Annotated in this window: 25 protein-coding genes; 15 read left to right on the forward strand and 10 right to left on the reverse strand. The window is 73.9% G+C overall.

Features of this window, described 5'->3' with window-relative positions:
- Positions 1–51 precede the first annotated feature (51 nt).
- Positions 52–954 (reverse strand): sucrase ferredoxin, encoded by a 903-nt coding sequence (locus OG550_RS25375; protein WP_327681241.1) that lies wholly within the window; start codon positions 952–954, stop codon positions 52–54.
- 198 nt (positions 955–1152) lie between these two features.
- Positions 1153–3603: a DNA gyrase/topoisomerase IV subunit A gene (locus OG550_RS25380; RefSeq protein WP_327681243.1), complete on the reverse strand. Its 2451-nt coding sequence runs from the start codon at positions 3601–3603 to the stop codon at positions 1153–1155.
- Positions 3604–3854: 251 nt separating this feature from the next.
- Here OG550_RS25380 and OG550_RS25385 point away from each other — a divergent pair, with 251 nt between their 5' ends.
- The 3 genes from OG550_RS25385 to OG550_RS25395 all read left to right on the forward strand — a co-directional run bounded on the left by OG550_RS25385 (position 3855) and on the right by OG550_RS25395 (position 8133).
- Positions 3855–5249 carry a M16 family metallopeptidase gene (locus OG550_RS25385; protein WP_327681244.1) on the forward strand — a complete coding sequence of 465 codons (1395 nt, stop codon included), beginning with the start codon at positions 3855–3857 and terminating at the stop codon, positions 5247–5249.
- 20 nt (positions 5250–5269) lie between these two features.
- Positions 5270–6637 (forward strand): M16 family metallopeptidase, encoded by a 1368-nt coding sequence (locus tag OG550_RS25390; RefSeq protein WP_327684133.1) that lies wholly within the window; start codon positions 5270–5272, stop codon positions 6635–6637.
- A gap of 302 nt (positions 6638–6939) precedes the next feature.
- Positions 6940–8133 carry an RtcB family protein gene (locus tag OG550_RS25395; protein ID WP_327681246.1) on the forward strand — a complete coding sequence of 398 codons (1194 nt, stop codon included), beginning with the start codon at positions 6940–6942 and terminating at the stop codon, positions 8131–8133.
- A gap of 225 nt (positions 8134–8358) precedes the next feature.
- On the opposite strand, the gene OG550_RS25400 is transcribed toward OG550_RS25395, so the two are convergent.
- Positions 8359–8874, reverse strand: coding sequence for a MarR family winged helix-turn-helix transcriptional regulator (locus tag OG550_RS25400; protein ID WP_327681248.1), 516 nt, complete (start codon positions 8872–8874; stop codon positions 8359–8361).
- A 118-nt stretch (positions 8875–8992) separates the two neighbouring features.
- Between OG550_RS25400 and OG550_RS25405 the strand changes: the two genes are divergently transcribed.
- Positions 8993–9709: a DUF4386 domain-containing protein gene (locus OG550_RS25405; RefSeq protein ID WP_327681250.1), complete on the forward strand. Its 717-nt coding sequence runs from the start codon at positions 8993–8995 to the stop codon at positions 9707–9709.
- A 342-nt stretch (positions 9710–10051) separates the two neighbouring features.
- On the opposite strand, the gene OG550_RS25410 is transcribed toward OG550_RS25405, so the two are convergent.
- A complete protein-coding gene (locus OG550_RS25410) occupies positions 10052–10681 on the reverse strand; it encodes a TetR/AcrR family transcriptional regulator (RefSeq protein WP_327681252.1) in 630 nt (209 codons plus the stop codon).
- Between the two features lie 170 nt (positions 10682–10851).
- Between OG550_RS25410 and OG550_RS25415 the strand changes: the two genes are divergently transcribed.
- A complete protein-coding gene (locus OG550_RS25415) occupies positions 10852–11874 on the forward strand; it encodes a medium chain dehydrogenase/reductase family protein (RefSeq protein WP_327681254.1) in 1023 nt (340 codons plus the stop codon).
- Between the two features lie 129 nt (positions 11875–12003).
- Complete coding sequence (locus tag OG550_RS25420) at positions 12004–12273, forward strand: hypothetical protein (protein ID WP_327681256.1); 270 nt, start codon at positions 12004–12006, stop codon at positions 12271–12273.
- Between the two features lie 112 nt (positions 12274–12385).
- On the opposite strand, the gene OG550_RS25425 is transcribed toward OG550_RS25420, so the two are convergent.
- On the reverse strand, positions 12386–13042 hold the full coding sequence (locus OG550_RS25425; protein WP_327681258.1) for a response regulator transcription factor: 657 nt from the start codon (positions 13040–13042) through the stop codon (positions 12386–12388).
- A 126-nt stretch (positions 13043–13168) separates the two neighbouring features.
- Positions 13169–14089, reverse strand: a complete 921-nt coding sequence (locus OG550_RS25430) for a sensor histidine kinase (protein ID WP_327681260.1) — start codon at positions 14087–14089, stop codon at positions 13169–13171.
- A 430-nt stretch (positions 14090–14519) separates the two neighbouring features.
- Between OG550_RS25430 and OG550_RS25435 the strand changes: the two genes are divergently transcribed.
- From OG550_RS25435 to OG550_RS25450, 4 genes are all read left to right on the forward strand, one after another.
- Positions 14520–15506, forward strand: coding sequence for a thiamine pyrophosphate-dependent dehydrogenase E1 component subunit alpha (locus OG550_RS25435; RefSeq protein WP_327681261.1), 987 nt, complete (start codon positions 14520–14522; stop codon positions 15504–15506).
- Between the two features lie 107 nt (positions 15507–15613).
- Entirely contained in the window at positions 15614–16591 is a 978-nt protein-coding gene (locus OG550_RS25440; RefSeq protein ID WP_327681263.1) for an alpha-ketoacid dehydrogenase subunit beta, read from the forward strand.
- A gap of 86 nt (positions 16592–16677) precedes the next feature.
- Positions 16678–17184, forward strand: a complete 507-nt coding sequence (locus OG550_RS25445; RefSeq protein ID WP_327681265.1) for a quercetin 2,3-dioxygenase — start codon at positions 16678–16680, stop codon at positions 17182–17184.
- A 197-nt stretch (positions 17185–17381) separates the two neighbouring features.
- Positions 17382–17981 (forward strand): TetR/AcrR family transcriptional regulator, encoded by a 600-nt coding sequence (locus OG550_RS25450; RefSeq protein WP_327681267.1) that lies wholly within the window; start codon positions 17382–17384, stop codon positions 17979–17981.
- A 341-nt stretch (positions 17982–18322) separates the two neighbouring features.
- On the opposite strand, the gene OG550_RS25455 is transcribed toward OG550_RS25450, so the two are convergent.
- From OG550_RS25455 to OG550_RS25470, 4 genes are all read right to left on the reverse strand, one after another.
- Positions 18323–19195, reverse strand: coding sequence for an LLM class flavin-dependent oxidoreductase (locus tag OG550_RS25455; RefSeq protein WP_327681269.1), 873 nt, complete (start codon positions 19193–19195; stop codon positions 18323–18325).
- A 1-nt stretch (position 19196) separates the two neighbouring features.
- Complete coding sequence (locus OG550_RS25460; RefSeq protein WP_327681270.1) at positions 19197–19577, reverse strand: SchA/CurD-like domain-containing protein; 381 nt, start codon at positions 19575–19577, stop codon at positions 19197–19199.
- Between the two features lie 58 nt (positions 19578–19635).
- The gene (locus tag OG550_RS25465; protein WP_327681272.1) at positions 19636–20577 is read right to left on the reverse strand and encodes an SDR family NAD(P)-dependent oxidoreductase; all 942 of its coding nucleotides are present in this window, start codon (positions 20575–20577) and stop codon (positions 19636–19638) included.
- Between the two features lie 201 nt (positions 20578–20778).
- Positions 20779–21888 carry an amidohydrolase family protein gene (locus OG550_RS25470; RefSeq protein ID WP_327681274.1) on the reverse strand — a complete coding sequence of 370 codons (1110 nt, stop codon included), beginning with the start codon at positions 21886–21888 and terminating at the stop codon, positions 20779–20781.
- A 408-nt stretch (positions 21889–22296) separates the two neighbouring features.
- On the opposite strand from OG550_RS25470, the gene OG550_RS25475 reads away from it, so the two are divergent.
- The 5 genes from OG550_RS25475 to OG550_RS25495 all read left to right on the forward strand — a co-directional run bounded on the left by OG550_RS25475 (position 22297) and on the right by OG550_RS25495 (position 24624).
- A complete protein-coding gene (locus tag OG550_RS25475; protein WP_327681276.1) occupies positions 22297–22752 on the forward strand; it encodes a hypothetical protein in 456 nt (151 codons plus the stop codon).
- 158 nt (positions 22753–22910) lie between these two features.
- Positions 22911–23366 (forward strand): ester cyclase, encoded by a 456-nt coding sequence (locus tag OG550_RS25480; RefSeq protein ID WP_327681278.1) that lies wholly within the window; start codon positions 22911–22913, stop codon positions 23364–23366.
- 41 nt (positions 23367–23407) lie between these two features.
- Positions 23408–23740, forward strand: a complete 333-nt coding sequence (locus OG550_RS25485) for a TcmI family type II polyketide cyclase (RefSeq protein WP_327681279.1) — start codon at positions 23408–23410, stop codon at positions 23738–23740.
- Positions 23741–23856: 116 nt separating this feature from the next.
- Positions 23857–24126, forward strand: coding sequence for an acyl carrier protein (locus tag OG550_RS25490; protein WP_327681280.1), 270 nt, complete (start codon positions 23857–23859; stop codon positions 24124–24126).
- A gap of 3 nt (positions 24127–24129) precedes the next feature.
- Positions 24130–24624 carry an SRPBCC family protein gene (locus OG550_RS25495; RefSeq protein WP_327681281.1) on the forward strand — a complete coding sequence of 165 codons (495 nt, stop codon included), beginning with the start codon at positions 24130–24132 and terminating at the stop codon, positions 24622–24624.

Genomic DNA, 24624 nt, shown 5'->3' on the forward strand with positions numbered 1-24624 from the left:
CCTGCGCTCCTGCCGCCGGTACGGGCGTGCCGGGCCGGGGCGGCCGCCGCGCTACCGCTGCCGGACCGCGCCGACGTCCATCCGGGACGGCGTGCCCGCCGCCTTGCCGCAGCTCTCGGGCCGGGCCGGCTCGCTCAGGCCCTCGACCACCTCGACCTCCCAGGACCGGCCGTCCTCGTGCCGGACCCCCACCAGCCAGCGGCCCGGGCCGTCCGGCCGCTGCGCCACGGTCAGCGCGTCCACCCGGGTCTCACCGGTCGCCACCCGCACCGCGTGGTCGGCGGCCTGGCCCGGACGCTCCCAGCCCGAGCAGCCGCGCGACCACTCCGGCACCATGTGGCCGACGGCCGCCGCCGACAGCACCTCCTTGGCCGACTCCGGGGTCAGCCGTCCGTAGGCGTAGCCGTAGGGCAGCACCAGCATGGTCGGCGAGAAGCGGTGCCCGCCGAGGTGCGTCACCTCCCACACCTCGCTGTGCCCCGCCACCGCGAGCTCCGCCGCCAGCGGGCGGCCGAGCAGCGCGCAGCAGCGGTCCCGGCGGCCGTTGGTGCACACCAGGGCGATCGGCCCGCCGATGTGCGGAGCCCCGAAACCGCCGTGGTCGCCCGCGCCCAGCGCGGCGAAGTCCAGGGCCAGCAGCTCCGCGGGATCGGTCACGGCCGAACGGCGCACCCACCCGCGACCCGGCACGGTGTGCGCGACCAGCACCTCGTGCCGCGCCGTCGGCAGGCAGTCGGCGTGCCGCCCCGGCCGCCGGATCAGGGCCACCCGTACGCCGGTCCCGTCGGTCGCCGCCTCCAGGGCCCGCCCCACCGCCGCGTCCAGATGGCTCTCCGCGAGTGCCTTCGCGCCCCACGGGCCGGTCTGCTCCACCAGCAGCCAGGTGGTGGCGGTCGCCGCCGTGGCGGCCAACGGCTCCGACAGTTCACGCGACACGGTCGCACAGGTGCTCACTCCGGTAAGGCTACCCTCGCCTCCCTCCCGGGGCGGCTCGGATCCCCGTTCCGGCGCCGGGTGTCGGGGCAGGGCGGGTGAGGGGGCGCGAGCGGGGCGGGCCCGGTGGGCACGGCGGCCGTGCGGAGGCGGACCGGGAAGCGCGGAGGGGCGCCGGACCGAGGTCCGACGCCCCTCCGCGGGGTGGAACGGGGCGCGTCAGGCGGGGCCGGCGACCGTGTCGATCGGGGTCGTGACGGGGGTGCCGGAGCCGTCGCGCCGCGGGTCGCGCTCGGGCAGGTCGACCGGGGCGCCCTTGGCGGTGGCGGCGCGGGCGGGGGCGGGCCCGACCCAGGCGAAGGCGAGGGCGTCCTCGCCGCGCAGGAAGCGCTGGCAGCGGACGCCGCCGGTGGCCCGGCCCTTGCGCGGGTACTGCTCGAAGGGGGTGACCTTCCAGCTGGACTGGGCCTCGCCGGTGAGGGTGCCGGAGGCGCCGGCCACCGAGACCACCACCGCGTCGACGGCCGGGTCGACGGCGGTGAAGGAGAGCACCCGGGCGCCGTCGGAGAGCTTGATGCCGGCCATGCCGCCGGCCGGGCGGCCCTGCGGGCGGACCTGTCCGGCGGGGTAGCGGAGCAGCTGGGCGTCGGAGGCGACGAAGACCAGGTCCTCCTCGCCGGTGCGCAGTTCGACCGCGCCGACCACCTCGTCGCCGTCCTTGAGCGCGATCACCTCGAACTCGTCCTTGTTGGCGGGCCATTCGGGGACGACCCGCTTGACGACGCCCTGCGCGGTGCCGAGCGCCAGGCCGGGAGAGGACTCGTCCAGGGTGGTGAGGGCGATGGCGCGCTCGCCCGTCTCCAGCCGGAGGAACTCGGTGACGGCGGCGCCGCCCGCCAGGGTGGGCGAGGGGGTGGGCGGGAGCGCGGGCAGGTCGATGACCGGCAGGCGCAGGACCCGGCCGGCCGTGGTGACCACGCCGACGTCGGCGCGCGCGGTGCTGGGCACCGCGGAGACGATGACGTCGTGCTTGGCGCGCTTCTCGGAGAGTTCGAAGGGCTCTCCGTCGGCGGTGCGGGCGAGGAGGCCGGTGGAGGAGAGCAGCACCCGGCACGGGTCGTCGGCGACCTCCAGCGGCACGGCCAGCGAGGCGGCCGGCGCGGCGCCGGCCTCCAGCAGGACGGTCCGCCGCTCGGTGCCGAACTGCTTGGCGACGGCGCCGAGTTCGTTGGAGACGACGCTGCGCAGCCGGCTGTCGGACTCGAGGATCTCGGTCAGCTCGGCGATCTCGGAGTTGAGCTTGGCCTGCTCCTGCTCCAGCTCGACCCGGTCGAAGCGGGTGAGCCGGCGCAGCGGCGTGTCGAGGATGTAGGAGGTCTGCGTCTCGGAGAGCGAGAAGCGCTCGATCAGGCGGTCCTTGGCCTGGGCGGCGTTGTCGCTGGACCGGATGATGGCGATGACCTCGTCGATGTCGACCAGGGCGACGAGCAGGCCCTCGACCAGGTGCAGCCGCTCCTGGCGCTTGCGTCGGCGGAAGTCGCTGCGTCGGCGGACCACCTCGAAGCGGTGGTCGACGTAGACCTCCAGCAGCTCCTTGAGGCCGAGGGTGAGCGGCTGACCGTCCACCAGCGCCACGTTGTTGATGCCGAAGGTCTCCTCCATCGGCGTCAGCTTGTAGAGCTGCTCCAGGAGGGCCTCGGGCACGAAGCCGTTCTTCACCTCGATGACGAGGCGGAGCCCGTGCTCGCGGTCGGTGAGGTCCTTGACGTCCGCGATGCCCTGCAGCTTCTTGGCGTTGACCAGGTCCTTGATCTTCGAGATGACCTTCTCCGGGCCGACGTTGTACGGCAGCTCGGTGACCACGATGCCCTTGCGGCGGGCGGTGACGGCCTCGATCGTGCTGGTGGCGCGGATCTTGAAGGTGCCGCGGCCGGACTCGTAGGCGTCCCGGATGCCGGAGAGGCCGACGATCCGGCCGCCGGTGGGCAGGTCCGGGCCGGGGACGAACCGCATCAGGGTGTCGAGGTCGGCGCTGGGGTGCTTGATCAGGTGCCGGGCTGCGGCGACCACCTCGGAGAGGTTGTGCGGCGGCATGTTGGTGGCCATGCCGACGGCGATCCCGGTGGCGCCGTTGACCAGCAGGTTGGGGAAGGCGGCCGGCAGGGCCAGCGGCTCCTGCTCGCTGCCGTCGTAGTTGGGCCCGAAGTCGACGGTCTCCTCGTGGATCGACTCGACCATCGCCATGGAGGCGGCGGTGAGCCGCGACTCGGTGTACCGCATGGCGGCCGGCGGGTCGTCGTTGCCGAGCGAACCGAAGTTGCCGTGGCCGTCGATCAGCGGCAGCCGCATCGAGAACGGCTGCGCCATGCGGACGACGGAGTCGTAGATGGAGGCGTCACCGTGCGGGTGCAGCCGGCCCATCACCTCGCCCACCAGGCGGGCGCACTTGACGTGGCCGCGCTCCGGGCGGAGGCCCATCTCGTTGGCCTGGTAGAGGATTCGGCGGTGCACCGGCTTGAGGCCGTCCCGGGCGTCCGGGAGTGCTCGCGAGTAGATCACCGAGTAGGCGTACTCAAGGAACGAGCCCTGCATCTCGTCCACGACGTCGACATCGAGGATGCGCTCCTCGAAGTCTCCGGGCGGCGGGGTCTGCGAACTGCGGCGGGCCATCGCGGCGGGGCTCCCTTACGTCTCGCTTGCGTCTCGTCTGCGCTGTGGTGTCGCCGGCTGTCGTCGGGGGGTGTCAACAGGGCGCAGCGCCCCCATTGTGGACCCTCGGGCGGACAGTCCCGGCCAGCGCCCCTCTTCCGCCCCTGGCGAACGCCCCTTCCGCGCGGACACATCCACGTCATTCGCGCGTTGCACCACAATGGGGGACGCCACACGAACCCCGACATCGACGACGGGAAGGACCCGAGCGCATGGCCAACCCGGCCCCCGCCTCCCAGCGAGGCATCGCCATCACCGAGCACCGCCTGGCCAACGGCCTGCGCGTCGTCCTCTCCGAGGACCACCTGACCCCGGTGGCCGCGGTCTGCCTCTGGTACGACGTCGGCTCCCGGCACGAGGTGAAGGGCCGCACCGGACTGGCCCACCTGTTCGAGCACCTGATGTTCCAGGGGTCCGCCAACGTCTCCAACAACGGCCACTTCGAACTGGTCCAGGGCGCGGGCGGCTCGCTGAACGGCACCACCAGCTTCGAGCGCACCAACTACTTCGAGACCATGCCGGCCCACCAGCTGGAGCTCGCGCTCTGGCTGGAGGCGGACCGGATGGGCTCGCTGCTCGCCGCCCTCGACGAGACGTCGATGGAGAACCAGCGCGACGTGGTGAAGAACGAGCGCCGCCAGCGCTACGACAACGTGCCCTACGGCACCGCCTTCGAGAAGCTCACCGCGCTCTCCTTCCCGGACGGCCACCCGTACCACCACACCCCGATCGGGTCGATGGCGGACCTCGACGCGGCCACCCTGGAGGACGCCCGGACGTTCTTCCGCACGTACTACGCGCCGAACAACGCGGTGCTGTCGGTGGTCGGCGACATCGACCCGGAGCAGGCGATCGCCTGGGTCGAGAAGTACTTCGGGTCGATCCCCGCGCACGACGGCAAGCAGCCGCCGCGCGACGGCTCCCTGCCGGACACCGTCGGCCGGGAGGTGCGCGAGCTGATCCGCGAGGACGTGCCGTCCCGCGCGCTGATGGCCGCCTACCGGCTGCCGCACGACGGCACCCGCGAGGCGGACGCCGCCGACCTGGCGCTGACCGTCCTCGGCAGCGGCGAGTCCAGCCGGCTGTACAACCGGCTGGTCCGGCGGGACCGCACCGCCGTCGCGGCCGGGTTCGGCCTGCTCCGGCTGGCCGGCGCGCCCAGCCTGGGCTGGCTGGACGTCAAGACCTCGGGTGACGCGACCGTCGAGCAGATCGACGCGGCCGTCGACGAGGAGCTCGCCCGGTTCGCCGCCGAGGGGCCGACCCCGGCGGAGCTGGAGCGGGCCCAGGCGCAGATCGAGCGCGAGTGGCTGGACCGGCTCACCACGGTCGCCGGCCGGGCCGACGAACTCTGCCGCTTCGCCGTGCTGTTCGGCGACCCGAAGCTGCTGAACGACGCCCTGCCGAAGGTCCTCGACGTCACCGCCGAGGAGGTGCGGGCGGTCGCGCAGGCGCGGCTGCACCCGCAGAACCGGGCGGTCCTGGTGTACGAGCCGACCACCGCCGACGACACCGGGGCCGCCGCCGGGGCGGACACCGAGGACGCCGTCGCCGCCGACCAGACCGCCGCCACCGCCGAGACCGACGAGGAGGGTGCCGCCGTATGAGCACCGACTACGTCCCCGCCATGACCTTCCACCCCCAGCCCGAGCCCGGTACGCCGAGCCCGTGGGCGTTCCCCGCGCCCGAGCGCGCGGCGCTCGGCAACGGCATCACCGTGCTGCACTGCCACCGCCCCGGCCAGCAGCTGGTCGCCGTCGACGTGCTGCTCGACGCGCCGCTCGCGGCCGAGCCGGACGGGCTGGACGGCGTCTCGGCGATCCTGGCCCGCGCGCTGAGCGAGGGCACCGACACGCTCACCGCCGAGGAGTTCGCCGCCGAGCTGGAGCGGGCCGGCGCCACCCTGGACGCGCACGCCGACCACCCGTGCATCCGGGTCTCGCTGGAGGTCCCGGCCTCCCGGCTGGCCCGCGGCCTGGACCTGCTGGCCGCCGCCCTGGGCAGCCCGGCGCTGCCGGAGGGCGAGATCGAGCGGCTGGTCGCCAACCGGCTGGACGAGATCGTCCACGAGCAGGCCAACCCGGCCCGCCGGGCCGCGAAGGCGCTCTACGCCGAGCTGTTCGACGCGGCGGACCGGCTCTCCCGGCCGCGCAGCGGCACCGCGGAGACGGTCAAGCCGATCGACCGGGCCGCCGTCCGGGCGTTCTACGAGGCGCACGTCCGCCCGGCCACCACGACGGTCGTCGTGGTCGGCGACCTCACCGGCACCGACCTGCCGGCGCTGCTGGAGTCCACCCTGGGCGGCTGGAAGGGCACCCCGGCCGAGTCCGCCCCGCACGCGCCGGTGACCGCCGACGACACCGGCCGGGTGATCATCGTGGACCGTCCCGGCTCGGTCCAGACCCAGCTGCTGATCGGCCGGATCGGACCGGACCGGCACGACCCGCGCTGGGCCGCCCAGATCCTCGGCACCTACTGCCTGGGCGGCACCCTCACCTCCCGCCTGGACCGGGTGCTGCGCGAGGAGAAGGGCTACACCTACGGCGTCCGGGCGTTCGCCCAGCCGCTGCGTTCGGCGGCCGACGGCACCGGCCGCGCGATGCTGGCGATCAGCGGCTCGGTGGACACCGCCTCCACCGCCCCGGCGCTCGCCGACACCTGGACCATCCTGCGCACGCTGGCCGCCGAGGGGCTCACCGACGCGGAGCGCGAGGAGGCGGTGCAGTTCCTGGTCGGCGTGGCCCCGCTGAAGTACGAGACGGCGGGTTCGGTGGCCGGCACCCTGGCCGACCAGGTGGAGCAGCACCTGGCGGACGACTTCCAGGCCGAGGTCTACCGGCAGCTGGCCGAGCTGTCGACGGCCGAGGCCACCGCGGCCGTGGTCGAGGCCTTCCCGCCGGACCGGCTGGTGACCGTCCTGGTCGGGGACGCCGCCGCGTTCGCGGACCAGGTGCGGGAGCTCGGCATCGGCGAGGTCACCGTCGTCACCGCCTGAGCGGGACCGCGGGCCGGGGCCCGGTGGAGCGCACGTGCGCTCCACCGGGCCCTTCGCGTTATTCCCTTGCGGACGCCGTGCGGTGCGTGGGTAGATGGCTCCCGGCACCCGGTACACACACGGAGAGGAGGCGGTCACCATGCGGGTCGAGCACACCGGTCGGCGCTCCCCGAGACTGTCCTCCCGATGCCCCTCGGCCGCCTGAGCGCGGTCGCTCCCGACATCCCCGGGCCGCACCGGGACTCTTCGCGCGGCAACCCCCCCTAGGCTTGAACCAACCGACCTCAGGAGGTCGTCGAACCATGTCGTACACCGAAGTACCCGGCGTCCGGGTCCCGATCCGGATGTGGACCGACCCGGCCACCGTCGAGGGCCAGGCGATGCAGCAGCTGCGCAACATCAGCTCGCTGCCGTGGCTGCACGGGCTCGCCGTGATGCCCGACGTGCACCTGGGCAAGGGCGCGACGGTCGGTTCGGTGATCGCGATGCGCGGCGCCGTCTGCCCGGCGGCGGTCGGCGTGGACATCGGCTGCGGGATGAGCGCGGTGAAGACCTCGCTCACCGCGGCGGACCTGCCGGACGACCTGTCCCGGCTGCGTTCGCGGATCGAGCAGGCCATCCCGGTCGGCCGCGGTCTGCACACCGACCCGGTCGACCCGGGCCGGCTGCACGGCGTCCCGACCGCCGGCTGGGACGACTTCTGGCAGCGGTTCGAGGCGGTGGCGCCGGAGGTGAAGTGGCGTCGCGACCGGGCCGCCCAGCAACTGGCGACGCTCGGCGGGGGAAACCACTTCATCGAGGTCTGCGTCGACGACACCGGCGCGGTCTGGCTGATGCTGCACTCCGGTTCGCGCAACATCGGCAAGGAGCTGGCGGAGCACCACATGGGCGTCGCGCAGTCCCTGCCGCACAACCAGGGGCTGATCGACCGTGACCTCGCGGTCTTCATCGCGGACACCCCGCAGATGGCGGCCTACCGGCAGGACCTCTTCTGGGCGCAGGACTACGCCAAGCGCAACCGGGCGCTGATGATGGCCCTGTTCCAGGACGTGGTCCGGCGCGAGTTCGCGAAGGCCCGGGTCACCTACGACGAGGTGATCAGCTGCCACCACAACTACGTGTCGGAGGAGCGCTACGACGGCGTCGACCTGCTGGTGACCCGGAAGGGCGCGATCAGGGCGGGGTCCGGCGACTACGGCATCATCCCGGGCTCGATGGGCACCGGCTCGTACATCGTCCGCGGGCTGGGCAACGAGGCGGCGTTCAACTCGGCCTCGCACGGGGCCGGCCGGAAGATGAGCCGGAACGCCGCGAAGAAGCGGTTCACCACGCAGGACCTGGCCGAGCAGACCGAGGGCGTGGAGTGCCGCAAGGACTCCGGCGTGGTGGACGAGATCCCGGGCGCGTACAAGTCGATCGAGAAGGTGATCGAGCAGCAGCGGGACCTGGTCGAGGTCGTGGCGCACCTGAAGCAGGTGGTCTGCGTCAAGGGCTGACCCCGCGGTCACGCGGGCGCGGCCTCCCGGGCACGCGCGCAGGACCAGACGGGCACACGGGCCCCCGACTCCGGTCGGGGGCCCGTTCGCGTTTTGGCCTACGGGGCCGGGGCCGGGTGCCGAGTGCCGGTTCGTGCTGCGGGCCGCGTGCCGGTTCGTACTGCGGGGGCGTTCGTGCCGGGGCCCGTTCGCGCTGCGGGCCCCGGGCCGCCGGGCCGGCGCCGCTCAGACGTGGTCGCGCTTGGGGTTGAGCCGCCGGTACCCGGGGTGCACCCCGGCCGTGAGGTGCTGCGCCTCGGCGACCCGGCGCAGCAGGTCGGCGAGGACGACGCGCTCCTCGGGGGCGAGGCCGGTGCAGATGGCCTCCTCGTGCGCGAGGGCCGCCTCGGCCAGTCCGCGCATCACCTCCTCGCCCTTCGGCGCGAGGTAGAGGTCCTGGAAGCGGCGGTCCTTGGGGTTGCGCCGGCGCTCGACCAGCCCGCGTTCCTCGATGGCGTCAATGAAGGCGACGAACCGACTGGGTGACATCCCCAGCCGCCGCGCGAGTTCCTGCTGGTGCAGGCCGGGGGAGAGCGCGACGGACCTGAGCAGGCCGGCCTGGGCGGGGGTGAGGTCGAGCTCGGCCACCCGCTGGGCGAAGGCCTGAGCCGCGTGTTCACCCAACTGTGAGAGAAGAAAAGCTACTTGTGCTCCCTGCTGGCCGCGGTGGAGCGACGGGGCGCGGTCGGGAGTTTCGGTCATGGAAACACGATAGCAGTGGACAATGATGTCCCTAGGTGAACTATTCTAAAGTCGGAACTACCGGCGGCGATCCTGCCCGGCGCCGGCCATCGACCCGTTCTCGACTGGAGCGCCCATCATGACCACGACATCCGCGGCACCGGCCGCTGCCGCCCGGCGCCAGCAGTCAGGCCCCCCCTTGCTGCTGCCCGCCGTGGCGTTCGCGGCGCTGATGGTGGTGTCCATCGTGCTGTCCCGGCAGACCCCGCTGCCCACCGACTCGGCGGCCGACACCCTCGCCTACTACCGTGACCACGAGACCGCCGCCCGGGTAGCCGGGACGCTGCAGTTCGGCGCCTCGCTCCCGCTCGCCGTCTGGGCCGCGATCGCCTACCAGCGACTGCGCAAGCTCGGCGTGACCGCCCCGGGCCCCGGTATCGCCCTGGTCGCCGGTGTGCTCTCGGCGGTCTCGATGGCGACCTGCGGCCTCACCGTCTGGGCCGCCTCGCGGGCCGGCGGCCTCGGCGACGCGCCGCTGGTCCGATCGCTGACCGACATCCTCTTCGCCTTCGGCGGCCCCGGGCACGTCGTCCCGTTCGGCGTGATGCTGGCCGGGGTCGCCGTCCCGATGCTGCTGCTGGGCTTCGGCCCGAAGGGCTTCGCCTGGACCGGCCTGGTGCTCGCCGGGATCGGCGTGCTGGGCACCCTGGCGCTGCTCTCGACCAGCCTCGGGTTCTTCCTGCCGATCGGCCGCTTCGGTGGTCTGATCTGGCTGATCGCGGCCAGTGTGATCCTGCCCAGGCAGCGTCCGCGCCGCACCGCGGCCTACGAGGCCGACGGGGTCGAGGCTGTCTGAAAATCCACCGACAAACCGGCCGGTGGGGAACCGCCGGCCGGTCCGACTGCTCCGGTACGGCGGCGGCCCGGCACCTCGTAGGTGGTGCTCCGAGGCCCGGTCGCCCCGGCCGGGGGAGAGCGGCGGGTAGCGCGGCGCCGGGAGGCGCGGCGGACCGGTCGCGACCGAGCGGGCCGCGGGGCTCGTGAGGAAAAGGGAAGGCGGCGCGGCGGCGTCCTGGGGAGGAAGGCCGCCGCGCCGCCGGCCGCCGTTCGGCGACCGGAGGGGGGTCGCCGGGCGGCGGGCACCGGTGCGCGCGGGACGGGTGACGGGGCCCGGGGCGCCTGGGGCGCCGGCCCGCCGTCAGGCGGACGCGAGCCGGCGGTCGAGAACGGCGAGAATCAGCTCCTCGATCCGGCGGGCCACCGCCGGGGTGTCACCCTCGGGGCCGGCCAGCAGGTCGAAGGTCTCGAAGCTGGTGAGCATGAACAACAGCTCGACCAGTTCCTCCAGTTCGGCCTCGCCGACCTCGGCGTCCCGGTCGGCGAGCAGCCGGCCGAGGACCACCTGGAGGCCGCCGCGCCGCCGCTCGCCGCGGCTCTGCAGCGCGGTGTCCAGCTCCGGGTCGAGGATTCCCAGGCCGCGGAGCCGGCGCAGGGCGATCCGCCCGGAGCCGTAGAAGCCGCTGAGGACGTCGAGGATCGCGGAGAGCGCCTCCCGTCCGCTGGGCCGCATGAAGGCCGCGGGCATTCTGTCCATTCCGCCGCGCAGCGCCAGGTCGTCGAAGAGTGCCTCCAGGAGGCCGGTCTTCGAATCGAACTGGTAGTAGACGGTCATCCGCGCCACTCCGGCGGTCTTGGCGACGGCGTCCATGCTGAACGAGGCCGGGCCCTTCTCCCCGGTGAGCAGCTCGCAGGCCGCTTCCAGAATGCGGGTGCGGGTCTGCTCGGCGGCTGCCTGGCGTTGGCCGGCTCGGTACTGGCGTGGGCTCATGGGCTGTTGACGTCTCCTGAGGCGGGTGCTATCACATTCATTGTACACTCAGTCTATATAAAAATACGGGGGCAGGGAACGGCCCGGCAGCGGCCGGCTCCCGTGACCGGCCGCCCCTGCGGAGGACCAGCGCCACTCCAACATGACGTCTCTCCACTGCGGAGGCCACGATGAGGTACCGCCACGTGAGTGTGCCGAGGCTCGGCGGAGCCGAGGTCCTACGGCTGTCCAGCGACGAACTCCCGGCCCCGGCCGTGGGCCAGGTCAGGGTCCGGGTGCTCGCCGCCGGAGTCTCCTACGGTGACATTCTGCTACGCGCCGGGGTGATCCCCGGCGGGCCGAAGCGCCCCTTCACCCCCGGGTACGACCTGGTGGGCGAGGTCGACCAGGTGGGCCCCGGCACCCGGGCCCCCGCGGTCGGACAGCGGGTGGTCGCACTGGTGCGAAGCGGCGGTTACGCGGAGTACGCGATCGTGCCCGCCAACCGCCTGGTCCCGCTGCCCGAGGGGGTCGACCCGGTCGAGGCCTCCGCGCTCGCGCTCAACTACTTCATCGCGCAGCAGATGCTGCACCGCGTCGCCCGGGTCCGGCGGGGCGGGACGGTCCTGGTGCACGGCGCGTCCGGCGGCGTCGGCACCGCCTTCCTGGAACTCGCGGCGCTCGCCGAGGTCACCGTCCACGGCACCGTCTCGGGCGCCCGCGCCGACCAGGTGCGGCGGCTCGGCGGGAACCCGATCGACCGGGACACCGAGGACTTCCTCCGGGTGGTCCGCGGCCTGCCCGGCGGAGCGGTCGACGCGGTCTTCGACCCGGTCGGCGGACGGCACTTCCTCCGCTCCTACCAGGCGGTCCGGCGCGGCGGGGTGATGGTCGGCTACGGCCAGAACGCCGCGCTGCGCGGGGGCAAGCCGGACCTGCTGGTCGGCGCCCAGGGCTTCCTGGGCGGCATCGTGCTGCCCAAGCTGCTCCCGGACGGCAGGCGGACCATGTTCTACAACGCCTGGAGCCTGGAGAAGTCCCAGCCGGCGGCGTACCAGCAGGACCTCGCGACTGTCCTGGAACTGCTGCAGAAGGGGCTGGTCAGCCCGCGGGTGGGGCGCACCATGCCGCTCGACGAGGCGGCCGACGCGCACCGCGCGATGGAGAGCGCGGCGGTCGGCGGGAAGATCGTCCTGGTCCCGGCCCGGGCGTAGCGGGCCGGGACGGGGCCAGGAAACTTTCCCAGCGCGATGGGGATTCCCGCCCCATGACGGTGGGACGGCAGGTCACCAGGATTGCGGTAGCACCGCTTCCCCCGCTGCCGTCCTGCCGGAGGCCTTCCGATGCGATCCGCTCTGCGCCGTGCCCACCGCCGTCTCCTGCTGCGCCGGTGGGCGCGGCGGGCCGGCCGCTACCTGGCCGACGGGATGATCTGGCTCGGGCTGGCGATGGCCCCGCTGACCTCGCCCTCCGCACTGCCGGGTGCGCGCCGGCCCGAGCCGGCACTGCCCCCGCCCGGCGTGCCGGAGTGGCACCCGGAGCGGACCGTCGCGGCGGCCGCCCCGCTGAGCCGGGACGAGGCCGAACTCTGGGCGCAGCTGCTGGAGAGGTGACGGCGGCCCGGTCCGCCCGGGACCGCGCCGTCCGGTCCCCCGCCCGTCCCGCCCGGTCCGCCCCGCCCCGGGGTGCGTCCGGGCCGGGCCGCGGGAGGGGTCCGGGGAGGCCCTAGCTGCCGAGTCCGGCCCGCCGGGCCCGGACCGCCGCCTCGGCGCGGTCGGTGACCTGCAGCTTGCTGAAGATCCGCGAGAGGTAGTTGCGCACCGTCTTCATCGACAGCCCGAACTCGTTCGCGATGTAGGAGTTGTTGCGGCCGTCCGCCAGCATGGTCAGGACGGCCATCTCCCGGGGGGTGAGGTCGGGGAACGGCTCGCGCTCCGGGGCGGGCCGCCGGACCTGGGCCAGCAGGTGGGCGGCGGCCTCCGGGCCGAACAGCGCCCCGCCCTGGCTGACGGCGGTGATGGCCCGGCGGACGTCGTCCAGGCCGGCGCCCTTGACCAGGTAGCCGCGGGCGCCCGCCCGGACCGCCGCGACGATGGAGTCGTCGTTGTCGTCGGCGGTCAGCATCACCACCGCGACCCGGGGGTGGCGGGCGAGCAGGGTGCGGGTCGCCTCGATGCCGTCGGTGCCCGGCATGCTGATGTCCATCAGGACGACGTCAGGGGCGAGCCGCTCGACCGCGGAGAGCACGTCGGCGCCGCTGGACGCCTCGCCGACGACGGTCAGGGAGTCGATCCGGTCCAGGAGTTGGCGTAAACCAGCCCGGAACAGCTCATGGTCGTCCACGACGAGGATGCGGAGGTTTCGGGGCGCGACCGGGTCCATGGGGGCTCCTAGGAGGAGAGGGCGGGATGCGGGGAACGCAGGGGGAGATCCGGGGGTGGTACGGGTCGGTCGGGCACGGACTCCGCCGCACGGGCGGGCCGGGAGGGAAGGGCGGGGACGCGCGGGTCAGCCGTTCCGGTTCGCATCCGCGGTGAGCACCGAGTGCGGCAGCCGCACGCGGATCACCGTGCCGTGCGGGGCCCTGGTCTCGACCGAGAAATCCCCGCCGAGTTCCCTGGTGCGGACGCACATGGACGGAAGTCCGATTCCGCCGACGGCGCCACTGGAAATACCCACTCCATCGTCCTCGATCGAGAGATCGAGACCGTTCCGGCCGATGGACGCCGAGATCCGGCAGACGGTCGCCTGGGCATGCCGTGCGACATTGGCGACGGCCTCGCCGGAGATGTTCTTCAATTCGTTCTGGACGCGGGCCGGGAAATCGTCGACGACGGCCGGCAGCTCGGTGACGAAACGGAGCCGTCCGGCCCCGGCCTCCTCGAAGGCGCGGACCTGCCGGTGCAGGAACTGGCGCAGTGTGCCGGGGCTCGGCGTGGTCCGGGACTCGGAGGTGTCGAGGTCGCGGATCACCTGCCGGACGTCGGCGATGGCGGTGCTGACGTCCTCCCTGGCCTGGGCCAGGAGGGCCGGGGCCTGGTCGGCGTCGCCGGTCAGCGAGAGGCCGGCGAGCTCCATCCGCATGTGCAGGGCGGCGAGCCGGGGGGCGAGCGAGTCGTGCAGCTCACGGCGGACCCGTCGGCGTTCGTCGAGTCGGGCGGCCTCGGCCGGACAGGCGGGCTCCGGCTCGTCGGCCCCGGCCCCGGCCGGCCGGCGGCGCGGGTGGGACAGGGCCTGGTTCAGCCAGGGCAGGGTGAAGGGGCCGGGCGGGGGCGGGGGTGCGGAGTCCGCGGGCCGGCCGTCGCGCCGTTCCGGGGCCGGTGGCAGGCCGGCCGCGCCCTGGCCGGTGACCAGTCCGAGGAGGGCGCCCACCAGTCGTCCGATCCGGTCGGACGTGTTCCGTTCACCGCGCGTAGCGAGTGTCGCCACGCCGTCCATGGCCAGGCTGGTTGGTCTTCGGTCTTCCCCGCCGGAGGTTTTGGCTATCTGATCCAGCATGGTTCCTGAAATCCCCCCGTCGCTCGCGTCGAACCCACAGTGCACGGGCGTTTCCTGGCGCGGGGAAAAGGAATTCCTCGGGCATGTGCGCAAACCGGCACGGCGAACCCGCACAAACGGTCCGTCGCGCGTTCTATGCCGTGATCCCAATCCACCCGGGACAAGACCTTAGGCGGGCTGTTGCACGGGGCGCAAGGGTAGGCGGGGGGCACGGTGTATGGCGCCGTGGCGGATTCGGACACTTGGTTGCACCCATGTGAGTGAGCACTTACCCTCATGGGAGTCGGGCCAAGAGCGCGGCCGGCGACCGGGTCGCACGGCGCCTCGCCGGCCGTCCCCGGAGAGCCGAGGAGGCGACCCCATGGGCACATCCCGCACCACGAGTCTGACGGTCGATCAGATCATCGAGATCTACCGGACCATGAGCACGATCCGAGCCTTCGAGGACCGCCTGCACGGACTGGCGAAGAACCTCCCCGGCGCGGTCCACCTCTACAGCGGGCAGGAGGCCGTCGCGGCGGGCGTCTGCGCGGCCCTCGCCCCCGACGACTACCTGGCCAGCACCCACCGCGGTCACGGCCACGCGATCGCCAAGGGCTGCGACGTCGAGGCGATGATGAAGGAACTGCACGGGCGGTCCGACGGCCTCTGCGCCGGCAAGGGCGGCTCGATGCACATCGCCGACTTCGACCGCGGCATGCTCGGCGCCAACGGGCTGGCCGGCGGCGGCGTCCCGCTCGCCTGCGGCGCTGCCCTGACGGCCCGTCAGCAGGGCACCGGGCAGGTCGCGGTGGCCTTCACCGGCGACGGCGGGGCCAACCAGGGCGCGGTGCTGGAGAGCCTGGTGCTCGCCCGCATGCTCGACCTGCCCGTGGTGTTCGCCGTCGAGAACAACGGCTACGCCCAGGCCACCCCCGCCGACCGGCACTTCTCCGGCACCGACATGGCCCAGCGCGCGGCCGGCTTCGGCATCCCCGGTGCGGTGGTCGACGGCTACGACGTGATCGCCGTGCACGCCGCCACCGCGGAGGCGGTCGAGCGCGCCCGGGCCGGCGAGGGACCGACCGTCCTGGAGTTCCGGGCCGAGCGGTTCCACGGCCACATGGAGCTCTGGGACGACCAGTCCTACCGCCCGAGCGCCGACCCGGACCGGCTCCGCGCCGACTCCGACCCGCTGCTGCTGCTCCGCTCCCGGATCGCCGAGGGCACCGTGCCCGGGCCCGCCGCCTTCGAGCTCGACCGGATCGACCGGGACGCCACCGCCCTCGTGGAGGCCGCCGTCGCGGCCGCCGCGGAGCCGCTCGCGGTGGACCTGGCCGGCCTGCTCACCGACGTCTACACCCGCTGACGCGCGCGGCCTTCGACGCGCCCCTCCCCGGGCGCGCACGGCCTTGGACGAGTCCGCCCGCCGACCGGCGCCGGCCGGTCGGGACCACCTCCGGAGGAGAGAGTCACGTGCGTACCATCACCTACCAGCAGGCCATCGGGGAGGCGCTCGCGCAGCAGATGCGCTTCGACCGCTCCGTGGTCCTGATGGGCGAGGACAGCACCAACGCCTGGGGCCCGACCAAGGGCCTGCACGTCGAGTTCCCGGACCGCGTGCTCGACATGCCGATCACCGAGGCGGCCTTCGTCGGCGCCGCGGTCGGCGCCGCGGCGACCGGTCTGCGCCCGGTGGTCGACCTGCTCTTCGTCGACTTCGCGACCGTCTGTTTCGACCAGATCGCCAACCAGGCGGCCAAGTTGCGCTACATGTCCGGCGGCAAGGTCTCCGTGCCGCTGGTGCTGCGGGCGATGTGGGGTACCGGCATGCGCCGGGGCGCCCAGCACTCGCAGGCGCTGCACCCGCTCTTCGTCCACCTGCCCGGCATCAAGGTGGTCGCGCCGTCCAACGCGTACGACGCCAAGGGCCTGATGGCACAGGCCCTGGTGGACGACGACCCGGTGCTCTTCCTGGAGCACAAGATGCTCTACTTCACGCCCGGCCCCGTCCCCGAGGAGCCGTACGCGATCCCGTTCGGCTCGGCCAAGGTGGTCCGCGAGGGCGCGGACTGCACCGTGGTCGCGGTCGGCCGGATGGTCTCGGTGGCGCTCACCGCCGCCGAGCGGCTGGCCGCGGAGGGCGTCGAGGTCGAGGTGATCGACCCCCGGACGCTCTCGCCGCTGGACACCTCGACCATCTACGCCAGCGTCGAGAAGACCGGCCACCTGGTCGTGGTCGACGAGGCGCACCCGCGCTGCAGTCTGGCCACCGACATCGCCGCGCAGGTCGCGCAGGACCGTTTCGCGGCGCTGCGCGGACCGGTCAGGATGGTCACCGGACCGCACGCGCCGGTGCCCTTCAGCCCCGAGCTGGAGGACGCCTTCGCGCCCGGTCCGGACCAGGTGGTGGCCGCCGTGCTGGCCACCAGTGCCGCCAGGGCCGCCGCCTGACGCTCCGTCCGATCCGACGCTCCATCAGTTTCCGCACCGTTTCCGTGCGTTCCCGCCAGCGGGACCGCCGACCGAGGAGGAACCGAGTGACGTCCCAACCGTTCGTCAAGCAGCCCGACGAGGGCCGCGCCATCTGGCACGTGGGTGCCCTGCTGAAGTTCAAGGCGACCGGGGCCGAGACCAACGGCCAGTTCTGGCTCGCCGAGCAGCTCTCCCCGGCGGGTTACGCCTCGCCCGTCCACCTGCACACCCGCGAGGACGAGTTCTTCATCGTCCAGGAGGGCGAGATGGTGCTGCGGATCGGCGACGACGAGCACAAGGTCGGCCCGGGGGCCACCGTGTTCGCGCCGCGCGGCATCGCCCACCAGTACCGGGTGGAGACCGAGGGCACCCGGTTCCTGGTGCTCGGCACGCCGGCCGGCTTCGAGGAGTGGTTCTTCCAGACCGGCGAGCCGGCCACCAGCCTCGAACTCCCCCCGCCGCTGCAGGGCCCGCCGGACTTCGCCCGCCTGCTGGGCGCGCTGGAGCCGCTCGGCGTGCAGCTGGTCGGGCCGCCGCCCGGGCTGGGCGGCCCCGCCGGGCCGCCCCGCTGAGCGGTGCCGAGCCTCGACAGTGCCGTGCCGGCCCTGCCGTCCACCCGGGCGGCAGGGCCGGCGCCGTGCACGCAGGAGCCGGTCGCGTACCGGCCCGAAACGGTGAGCGGGCGCTCACCTACACGCTATCCTTCGGGAACCACTCCGCAGTCGCGGACCGGGGCGCACCCGGCCGCACCCGTCCCTTCGGAGCCTTCATGAGTATGCGCGAGCAGATCGTCGACGCCGCCGAGCGGGTGATCCGGGACCTCGGCCTGGCCCGGTGCACCACCAAGGAGATCGCCGAGGTGGCGGGCTGCTCGGAGGGCACCATCTACCGGCACTTCCGCAGCAAGGAGGACGTCTTCCTGGCCGTGCTGGCCGAGCGGCTCCCCGGTCTGCTGCCCGTGCTGCGGGCCCTGCCCGAGGAGATCGGCACCGAGGGGGAGGTCCGCGCGACCCTCCAGCAGGTGGCCGAGGAGGCGCTCGCCTTCTACCGGGAGTCGATGCCGATGCTGCTCTCGGTCTTCGCCGAGCCCAAGCTGCTCGACCGGCACCGGGAGTGGATGCGGGCCAACAACGCCGGTCCGCACCGGGCCTCCGAACTGCTGGCCGACTACCTGCGCCGGGCCCAGCGCGTGGACGTGGTCAGCCGGGACGCCGACCCGGTGGCCGCGGCACAGCTCCTGCTCGGCGCCTGCTACCTGGCCGCGTACGGGGGCGTGTTCGCCGCGCCCTCGGCCGACCACGAGGCGCTGCGCGAGGCGGAGGCCTTCGTCCGGCAGCTCTGGCGGACGCTGGCTCCGGCGCCCGCGTAGCACCCGGCGGGGCCTTGGCGGCCTCCCCGGAACGGTCCGTCGCCCGGCGAGCAGCGCCGGGCGGCGGACCTCGCCGCGTCCGGTGCGGTGTGTCCTGCGCCGCCTCCGGCGCCGTGGTCCGGGCCCTGTCCCGCGTCTCGCTCCCGGCCGTGGCCCGCGCCCTGCCCCGGCCCTGCCCCGGCCCTGCCCCGGCCCAGCCCCGGCGCTGCCCCGGGCCGTGCCCCGGGGCCTCTCCGGTGCCGGCCGTGCCGTGGAGCCCGCGCCGCCCCGGCGGGTGTCGGCGGGCAACGGGGGAGGGGCGGGCGGCCCGTGGCCGCCCGCCCCTCCCCGCCGTACCGTGGTCAGCCCAGGAGCCCCAGCACCGCGGCCGCGGCCGTGACCTGGTCCAGGTCCCGGGAGCACGGCATCAGCAGCAGCTCGTCACAGCCCGCCTCGGTGTACTTGCCGACGATCCCGCGCAGCTTGCCCACCGAGTCGGCGGCGCCCCGCAGGATGTGCTCGACGAACGGGCCGGCGTCCCGGTAGTAGGACCGCAGGTAGCCCTCGGTGTGCTTGGTGGCGTCCTCGCCCAGCGCGAAGTACGCCAGCGCCACCAGCCGGGGCGAGCCCTCCCGGCCCTCCTCGGCCCACAGTTCGCGCAGCGACTGCGCGCCCTGGGCGAACATCACCGGGCCGGTGCCGCCGCCGATCCAGCCGTCGCCGAGCCGGGCCGCCCGGCGCAGCGCCGCCGGCGAGTGGCCGCCGAGGATCAGCTCCGGTCCGTTCCGCCGGACCGGCGCCGGTCCGACGGACGGCTCCCGGCCGGCCTGGGCGTCGGCCCAGTGCCGGCGCAGCTCGGTCACCTGGGTGCCGGTGCGGGCGCCCCGGCCGGTCTTCTCGACCTGGCCGGCCTCGAAGTCGTCCGGGCGCGAGCCGACCGCCAGTCCGAGGGTGAGGCGCCCGCCGGAGAGCCGGTCCACGGTGGCCGCCTGCTTGGCCAGCAGCGCGGTGTTGGAACGCAGCGGCGAGATCAGGATGCTGGTCGCCAGACCGATCCGCCCGGTGACCGCGGCGGCCGCGGCCAGCGTGGTGAGCGGTTCCCAACTGGTGTGCAGCAGACGGTCGATGGTGCCGAGCGTGGAGAACCCGGCCTCCTCGGCGCGCACCGCCCAGCCGACCACGTCCTCGCCCGCGGTGCCGGCCAGTGAGGTCGGAAGTCCGATTCCGATCTTCATCTCATTCCCCTTCGAGGGGCTGGTCGTGGCGGCGGGAGAGCACGTTCTCCATCGAGGCCAGCCGGAAGAAGGCCTGCGCGCCCTCCCGGCTGGTCATGTCGCGGGGGACGGCCAGGTGGTTCTCCAGCTCCCGCTCGAACTCGCGGACGGCCGGCTGCTGGCTCATGTGCGCGGCCACCAGCGGGAGCGGGCCCTCGATCTCGATGACCCGGACCGCCAGCTCCTTGCCGACGAAGGCCTGGGTGCCGAGCAGCTTGCCGACGATGGTGCCGTCCGGGGTGCGGACGTCGAACTCGGGGCGGCCGCTCTTGCGGAACAGCTCCTTGACGGTCTCCTCGCTGCCCGCGAGCAGCGGGTAGTACAGCGCGTGCCACGTGCTCATGTCGTCTCCTGACGGTTCGGGGCCGGGCTCGGCCCGTCGGGGTGGGGAGGTGGTGCCGTCACTGGCTGGCGGTGACGCCGCCGTCCACGTACAGCACCTGGCCGGTGATGAATCCGGCCCTCGGTGAGGCGAGGAAGGTCACGGCGTCCGCGACCTCGTGCAGTTCGGCGGTGCGGCCCAGCGGGATCCGGCCGATCACCATCCGCATGAACTCCGGGTTCTGCGCGTTCTCCTGGACGAACTCGGTGCGCACGAAGCCGGGGGCGACCGCGTTCACCGAGATCCGGTGCCGGCCCCACTCCGCGGCCAGCTGCTTGACCAGGAGGTCCAGGCCCGCCTTGCTGGCGCCGTACGCGCTGAAGCCGCGCCGGGCGCCGAACTTGCCGCGCACGGACGAGAGGTGGACGATCCGGCCGCCGCCGGAGGCGATCATCGCCCGGCCGACCGCCTGGGAGAGCCAGAAGGCGCCCAGCAGGTTGGTGTCGACGATGGTGCGCCAGTCCTCCTCGGAGATGGTCTCGGCGGAGACCGTGACCAGCGCGCTGGCGCAGTTGACCAGGACGTCGATGCCGCCCCAGTCGGCGACCACGGCGTCCACCAGCCGGTCCACGTCGGCGCGGTCGGCGACGTCCACGGCGTGTGCGACGACCGTGCCGCCGCGGGTGGCCCACGGGGCCAGCCGTTCGGCGGTCTCCTCGGCCTTCTTCAGCGAGCGGCCGGCGACGGCCACCCGGGCGCCCTGGGCGGCCAGGTCCTCGGCGACGGCGGCACCGATGCTGCCGTAGCCGCCGACCACCAGGACCCGGCTGCCGGTGAACTGCCGGTCGGCGGGGACCCGTTCGGGGGCGGGCTGGGGCGGTGCGCCGCCGGGCGGGCCGAAGGCCCCCGGTGGCGGTCCGCCGGGGCGTCCGCCGGGTGGGCCCGCGAAGCCCGGGGGCGGTCCGCCGCCCGGTCGTCCGGCGGGCGGGCCCGGCGGTTCGGTCGGTGCGGCTGCCGTCATGACAGCACCTCCCTGTCGCTCGTTGGTGTGGTTCCTGCTGCGTGGTGCCGGCGTGGGTCCGACCGCGCGGCGGGCCGGTCCTCCGTGCGGGACCGGGGCCGCCGCGGGGACTCCCGGCGTGGAGCCGGGGGTGTTGCGGCGCCGGCGGGTTCGGGTGGGTCCGGGCTCGGTGCTACCCGAGTCCGCCCGGGGGTGCCGGGTTCAGCCGCGGTCCGGTGCGGCGGGCGCCAGGCCGAACAGCCCGGCGGCGTTGCCGTGCCGGATCCGGGCGACCGCGGCGGCGTCCAGGCCGAGTCCGTCGAGCCGGGCGAGCGAGGCGTCCAGCGGTGCGCTCATCGGCGGCGAGTCGGTGCCGAACATGACGTTGCCGACCCCGAAGGCGTCGACCGCGGCGGCGATGGCGCGCAGGCTCGGGGTCGCCGTGTCGACGTACACCCGGCTGAGCACCCCGGCGAGCGGCGGGACGGGGGGACCGGCCGGGGCCGCCGCACCCGGCCCGCCCGGCCCGCCCGTCCCCGCTCCGCCGGGACCGCCCGGCCCGCCGGGGCGGCCCGCGGCACCGGGACCGCCCGCCGGGGGCCCGGCGACACCGGCGGGCGGCCCGCCGGCGCCGGGCGGGGGACCGCCCGGACCCGGCCGCCCGAAGGTGACCGGCATCCGCCGGGCCAGCTCCAGCCGCTCCAGCAGCAGGGGCAGTCCGCCGCCGCAGACCGGGGCGACGATCCGCAGGTCGGGGTACTTCTCCAGCCAGCCGGCGAAGAGCACCGCCGCCGTCCCCAGCGTGACGTCGCAGGGCCGGGCGATCTGCTCGATCAGCCGCAGGTCGTCCAGCTCCCCGGCGCCGGCCGGTTCGGCCGGCGGGTGCAGCATGACCGGCGTCCGGTACTGCGCGGCCATCGCGAAGAAGGCGTCGGCCTGCGGGACGTCGAGGAACCGCCCGGCGATGCTGGAGTTGACCATCAGCCCGACGAACTCGGGCTGTTCGAGCCGCTTGGCGGTGGCCGCCAGCTCGGCGTCGGAGCCCAGCGGGTTGGTGTAGACGTACCCGCGCAGCGCGCCGGGCCGGGCCCGGACCTGTTCGCCGAGCCAGTCGTGGAACCGCTCCAGGGTGTCGAGCGGCTGGCGGTAGTTGTCCAGTCCCGGTGTGCGCACCATGGTGCCCGCACCGACGGGACTGCCGACCAGGGACGTGGTGATCCCGGCCGCCGCCTTGAGCTCCACCATGCCGTCGACATCGGCGAGGCTCGGCGGCATGGGGAACCGGCGGAAGAGTTCGGGCGACGTGATGTGGCCGTGCACATCGATCGTCATCGGCTCGGCACCTCCTGGGATGTCCGCCGGCCGATCGGCTCGACGGGGTGGTTCGCGGGCCCGGGCAATCGAGTGAGTGAGTGCCCGCTCGCACCGTAGGGTGCGTCCGGCGTGCGCGTCAACACGGCCTCCAGTGCGGCCGGTTGGTGCAACGAAGCGGCTGGGCAACCGGCCCGGAACGGCCGGGACGCGGTCCGTGGGCGCCCGGGCGACGTCCCAGCCCGGTGGAGACGGATGCCTCCTGACACTGGGACCACCCGGCGGCAAGGATGAGCCGGCGGGGCCGCCCCGGGGGCCGAGATGCCCCGGCCCCCGGGGTCCCGTGCCACCGCATCGAGCGACCCCGCCCCGGTTCGCCGAACTCTCGGCGGACGTCCCGTGATCTCAGGATCGATTCGAGGAATCGACATGCAGGACAATGCGAACGTCTGGCTGGTGACGTCCTCCAGCGTTCAGCTCGGCACTTTGTGGATCATGAAGACCTCCATCCTGCCGATGCTGAACTCCCTGCCCTACGACCGGTACGTCAACACGTGCCAGCTCATCGACATGCACGTGTTCCACCCCATCGCCTTCTGGAACGGCATCGCCACCGCCGCCGTCGGCGCCACCAAGGCCGTCCGCTCCGAGAGCAAGGTGGCCAAGGCGCTGTACGCGGCCGGCACCGTCGGCATGGCGACCGTCGCGGTCGCCTCCGAGGGCGTCAACCGCCCGATTTGGCGCCAGATCGAGCGCTGGAGCCCGGTCCAGGACAGCGACGCCGCCTGGCGCGGCAAGCGCCGCCGCTGGCACCTGGCGCACGAGACCCGGACCATGGGCGCGATCGGCGCGGCGGTCTGCTTCACCCTCGCCGCCCTGCTCTGACCCGCCCGGTCCGCCGCCGGCGCCCCTGCGGCCCGGCCCGCGACGACCGCTTCCGATGACCGCCGTGCGGTGACCGGCTCCGATGACCGGCTTTCCGCCCACCCGGACGCGTCCCACGGCCTCGGGCCGCCGGGCCGTCCTTCGAGCAAAGGAGTGTCATGACCTCGTCCACCGAGACCACGGTCGAGGCCAACAAGGCCCTCATCCGTGACCTGACCGAGCGGGCCTTCAACGACGGCGACCTGTCCACGATCGGCGACCGCTTCGCCGAGGACTACGTGGTGCACGCGCCGGGCCTGCCCCCGATGCCCCCCGGCCCGGACTCGTTCCGCCAGGCCGTGCTGCTCTGGCGCAACGCCTTCCCCGACGTCCACGTGACGGTCGAGGACGTGGCCGGCGACGGCGACCGGGTCTACGCCCGGTTCACCACCCGCGGCACCCACCAGGGGCAGCTGTTCGACATCCCGGCGACCGGCAAGCCGGTCACCGTGCACGAGATGTCCTGCCACCGGATCGTCGGCGGCCGGGTCGTCGAGTCGTGGATCGGCGACAACGTGCCCCGCATCCTGCTCGACATCGGTGCCATCCAGCCGGTCGGCCGCCCGCAGCACTGAGTCCACCAGCCCGCGCCCACCGCACCCCGAGGGGAGCCCGCATGCACCGCTCACTGATCATCGCCCGGATGGTGCCCGGATCGGAGGGCGACGTCGCCCGCATCTTCGGCGAGTCGGACGAGACCGAACTCCCGCAGATCGCCGGCGTCACCCACCGCTCGCTGTACCTGCTCGGCGACACCTACGTCCACCTGCTGGAGACCGACGACCCGGGCCAGGCGGCGGTCGAGGCCGCCCGCCGGCACCCGGAGTTCTCCCGCGTCAGCGAACGGCTCACCCCGTTCATCTCCCCGTACCTGGCCACCTGGCGCTCCCCGCAGGACGCGGTCGCCCGGTGCTTCTACAGCTGGGAGCCGGGCGCCGGCGGTCGGTGACACGACCACCGCGGGCGTCCCGAACGGGGTCCGTTCACCCCGGAGCAGCGCCGTGCCCCGGAGCGGCAGCCCCGCCCCGGAGCAGTCCCCACACCGGAGAAACGAGAGGCAGCACCATGACCGACCACCAGGCCGGCGGTACGACCACGGTCGTCACCGCGGCGGAGATCGAGAACGTCCTCATCACCAGTGCCGGCGCGGCGCCGGACGTCTTCGAGGGCTCCCGGCACGTCCCCCTGGAGGAGCTCGGCCTCGACTCGCTGGCCGTCCTGGAGCTGGAGGCGGTGATCGCCGACCGGTACGGCCTCAAGGTCCCGGACGGCGCCGTGGCCCTCAGCGTCGACGAGATCGTCGCCCAGCTCCAGGGCGCCGGGGCGGTGGGCTGACCGATGGCCGGACACACCGAGAACAGCATCGTCATCCAGGCCCCGCTCAAGCTCGTCTGGGACGTCACCAACGACGTCGCCGGCTGGCCCGAGCTGTTCACCGAGTACGCGGCCGCCGAGATCATCGAGCAGCGCGGCGAGACCGTCCGGTTCCGGCTCACCATGCACCCGGACGAGGAGGGCCGGATCTGGAGCTGGGTCAGCGACCGGACCGTCAACGCCGCCGACCGCACCGTCCACGCCCACCGCGTCGAGACCGGTCCGTTCGCCTACATGCAGATCCACTGGCGCTACGAGGAGCTGCCCGAGGGCGGCACCCGGATGACCTGGATCCAGGACTTCTCGATGAAGCCCGCCGCCCCGGTCGACGACCAGGGCATGACCGACCGCCTCAACACCAACTCGCCCGTGCAGCTGGAGATCATCCGCGGCAAGGTCGAGGCCCTCGCCGCCGACCGGGGCACCGCCCAGGCCGGCCCCGCCGAAGAAGAGGAGTGA

Source organism: Kitasatospora sp. NBC_00458, assembly GCF_036013975.1.
GTDB lineage: Bacteria > Actinomycetota > Actinomycetes > Streptomycetales > Streptomycetaceae > Kitasatospora.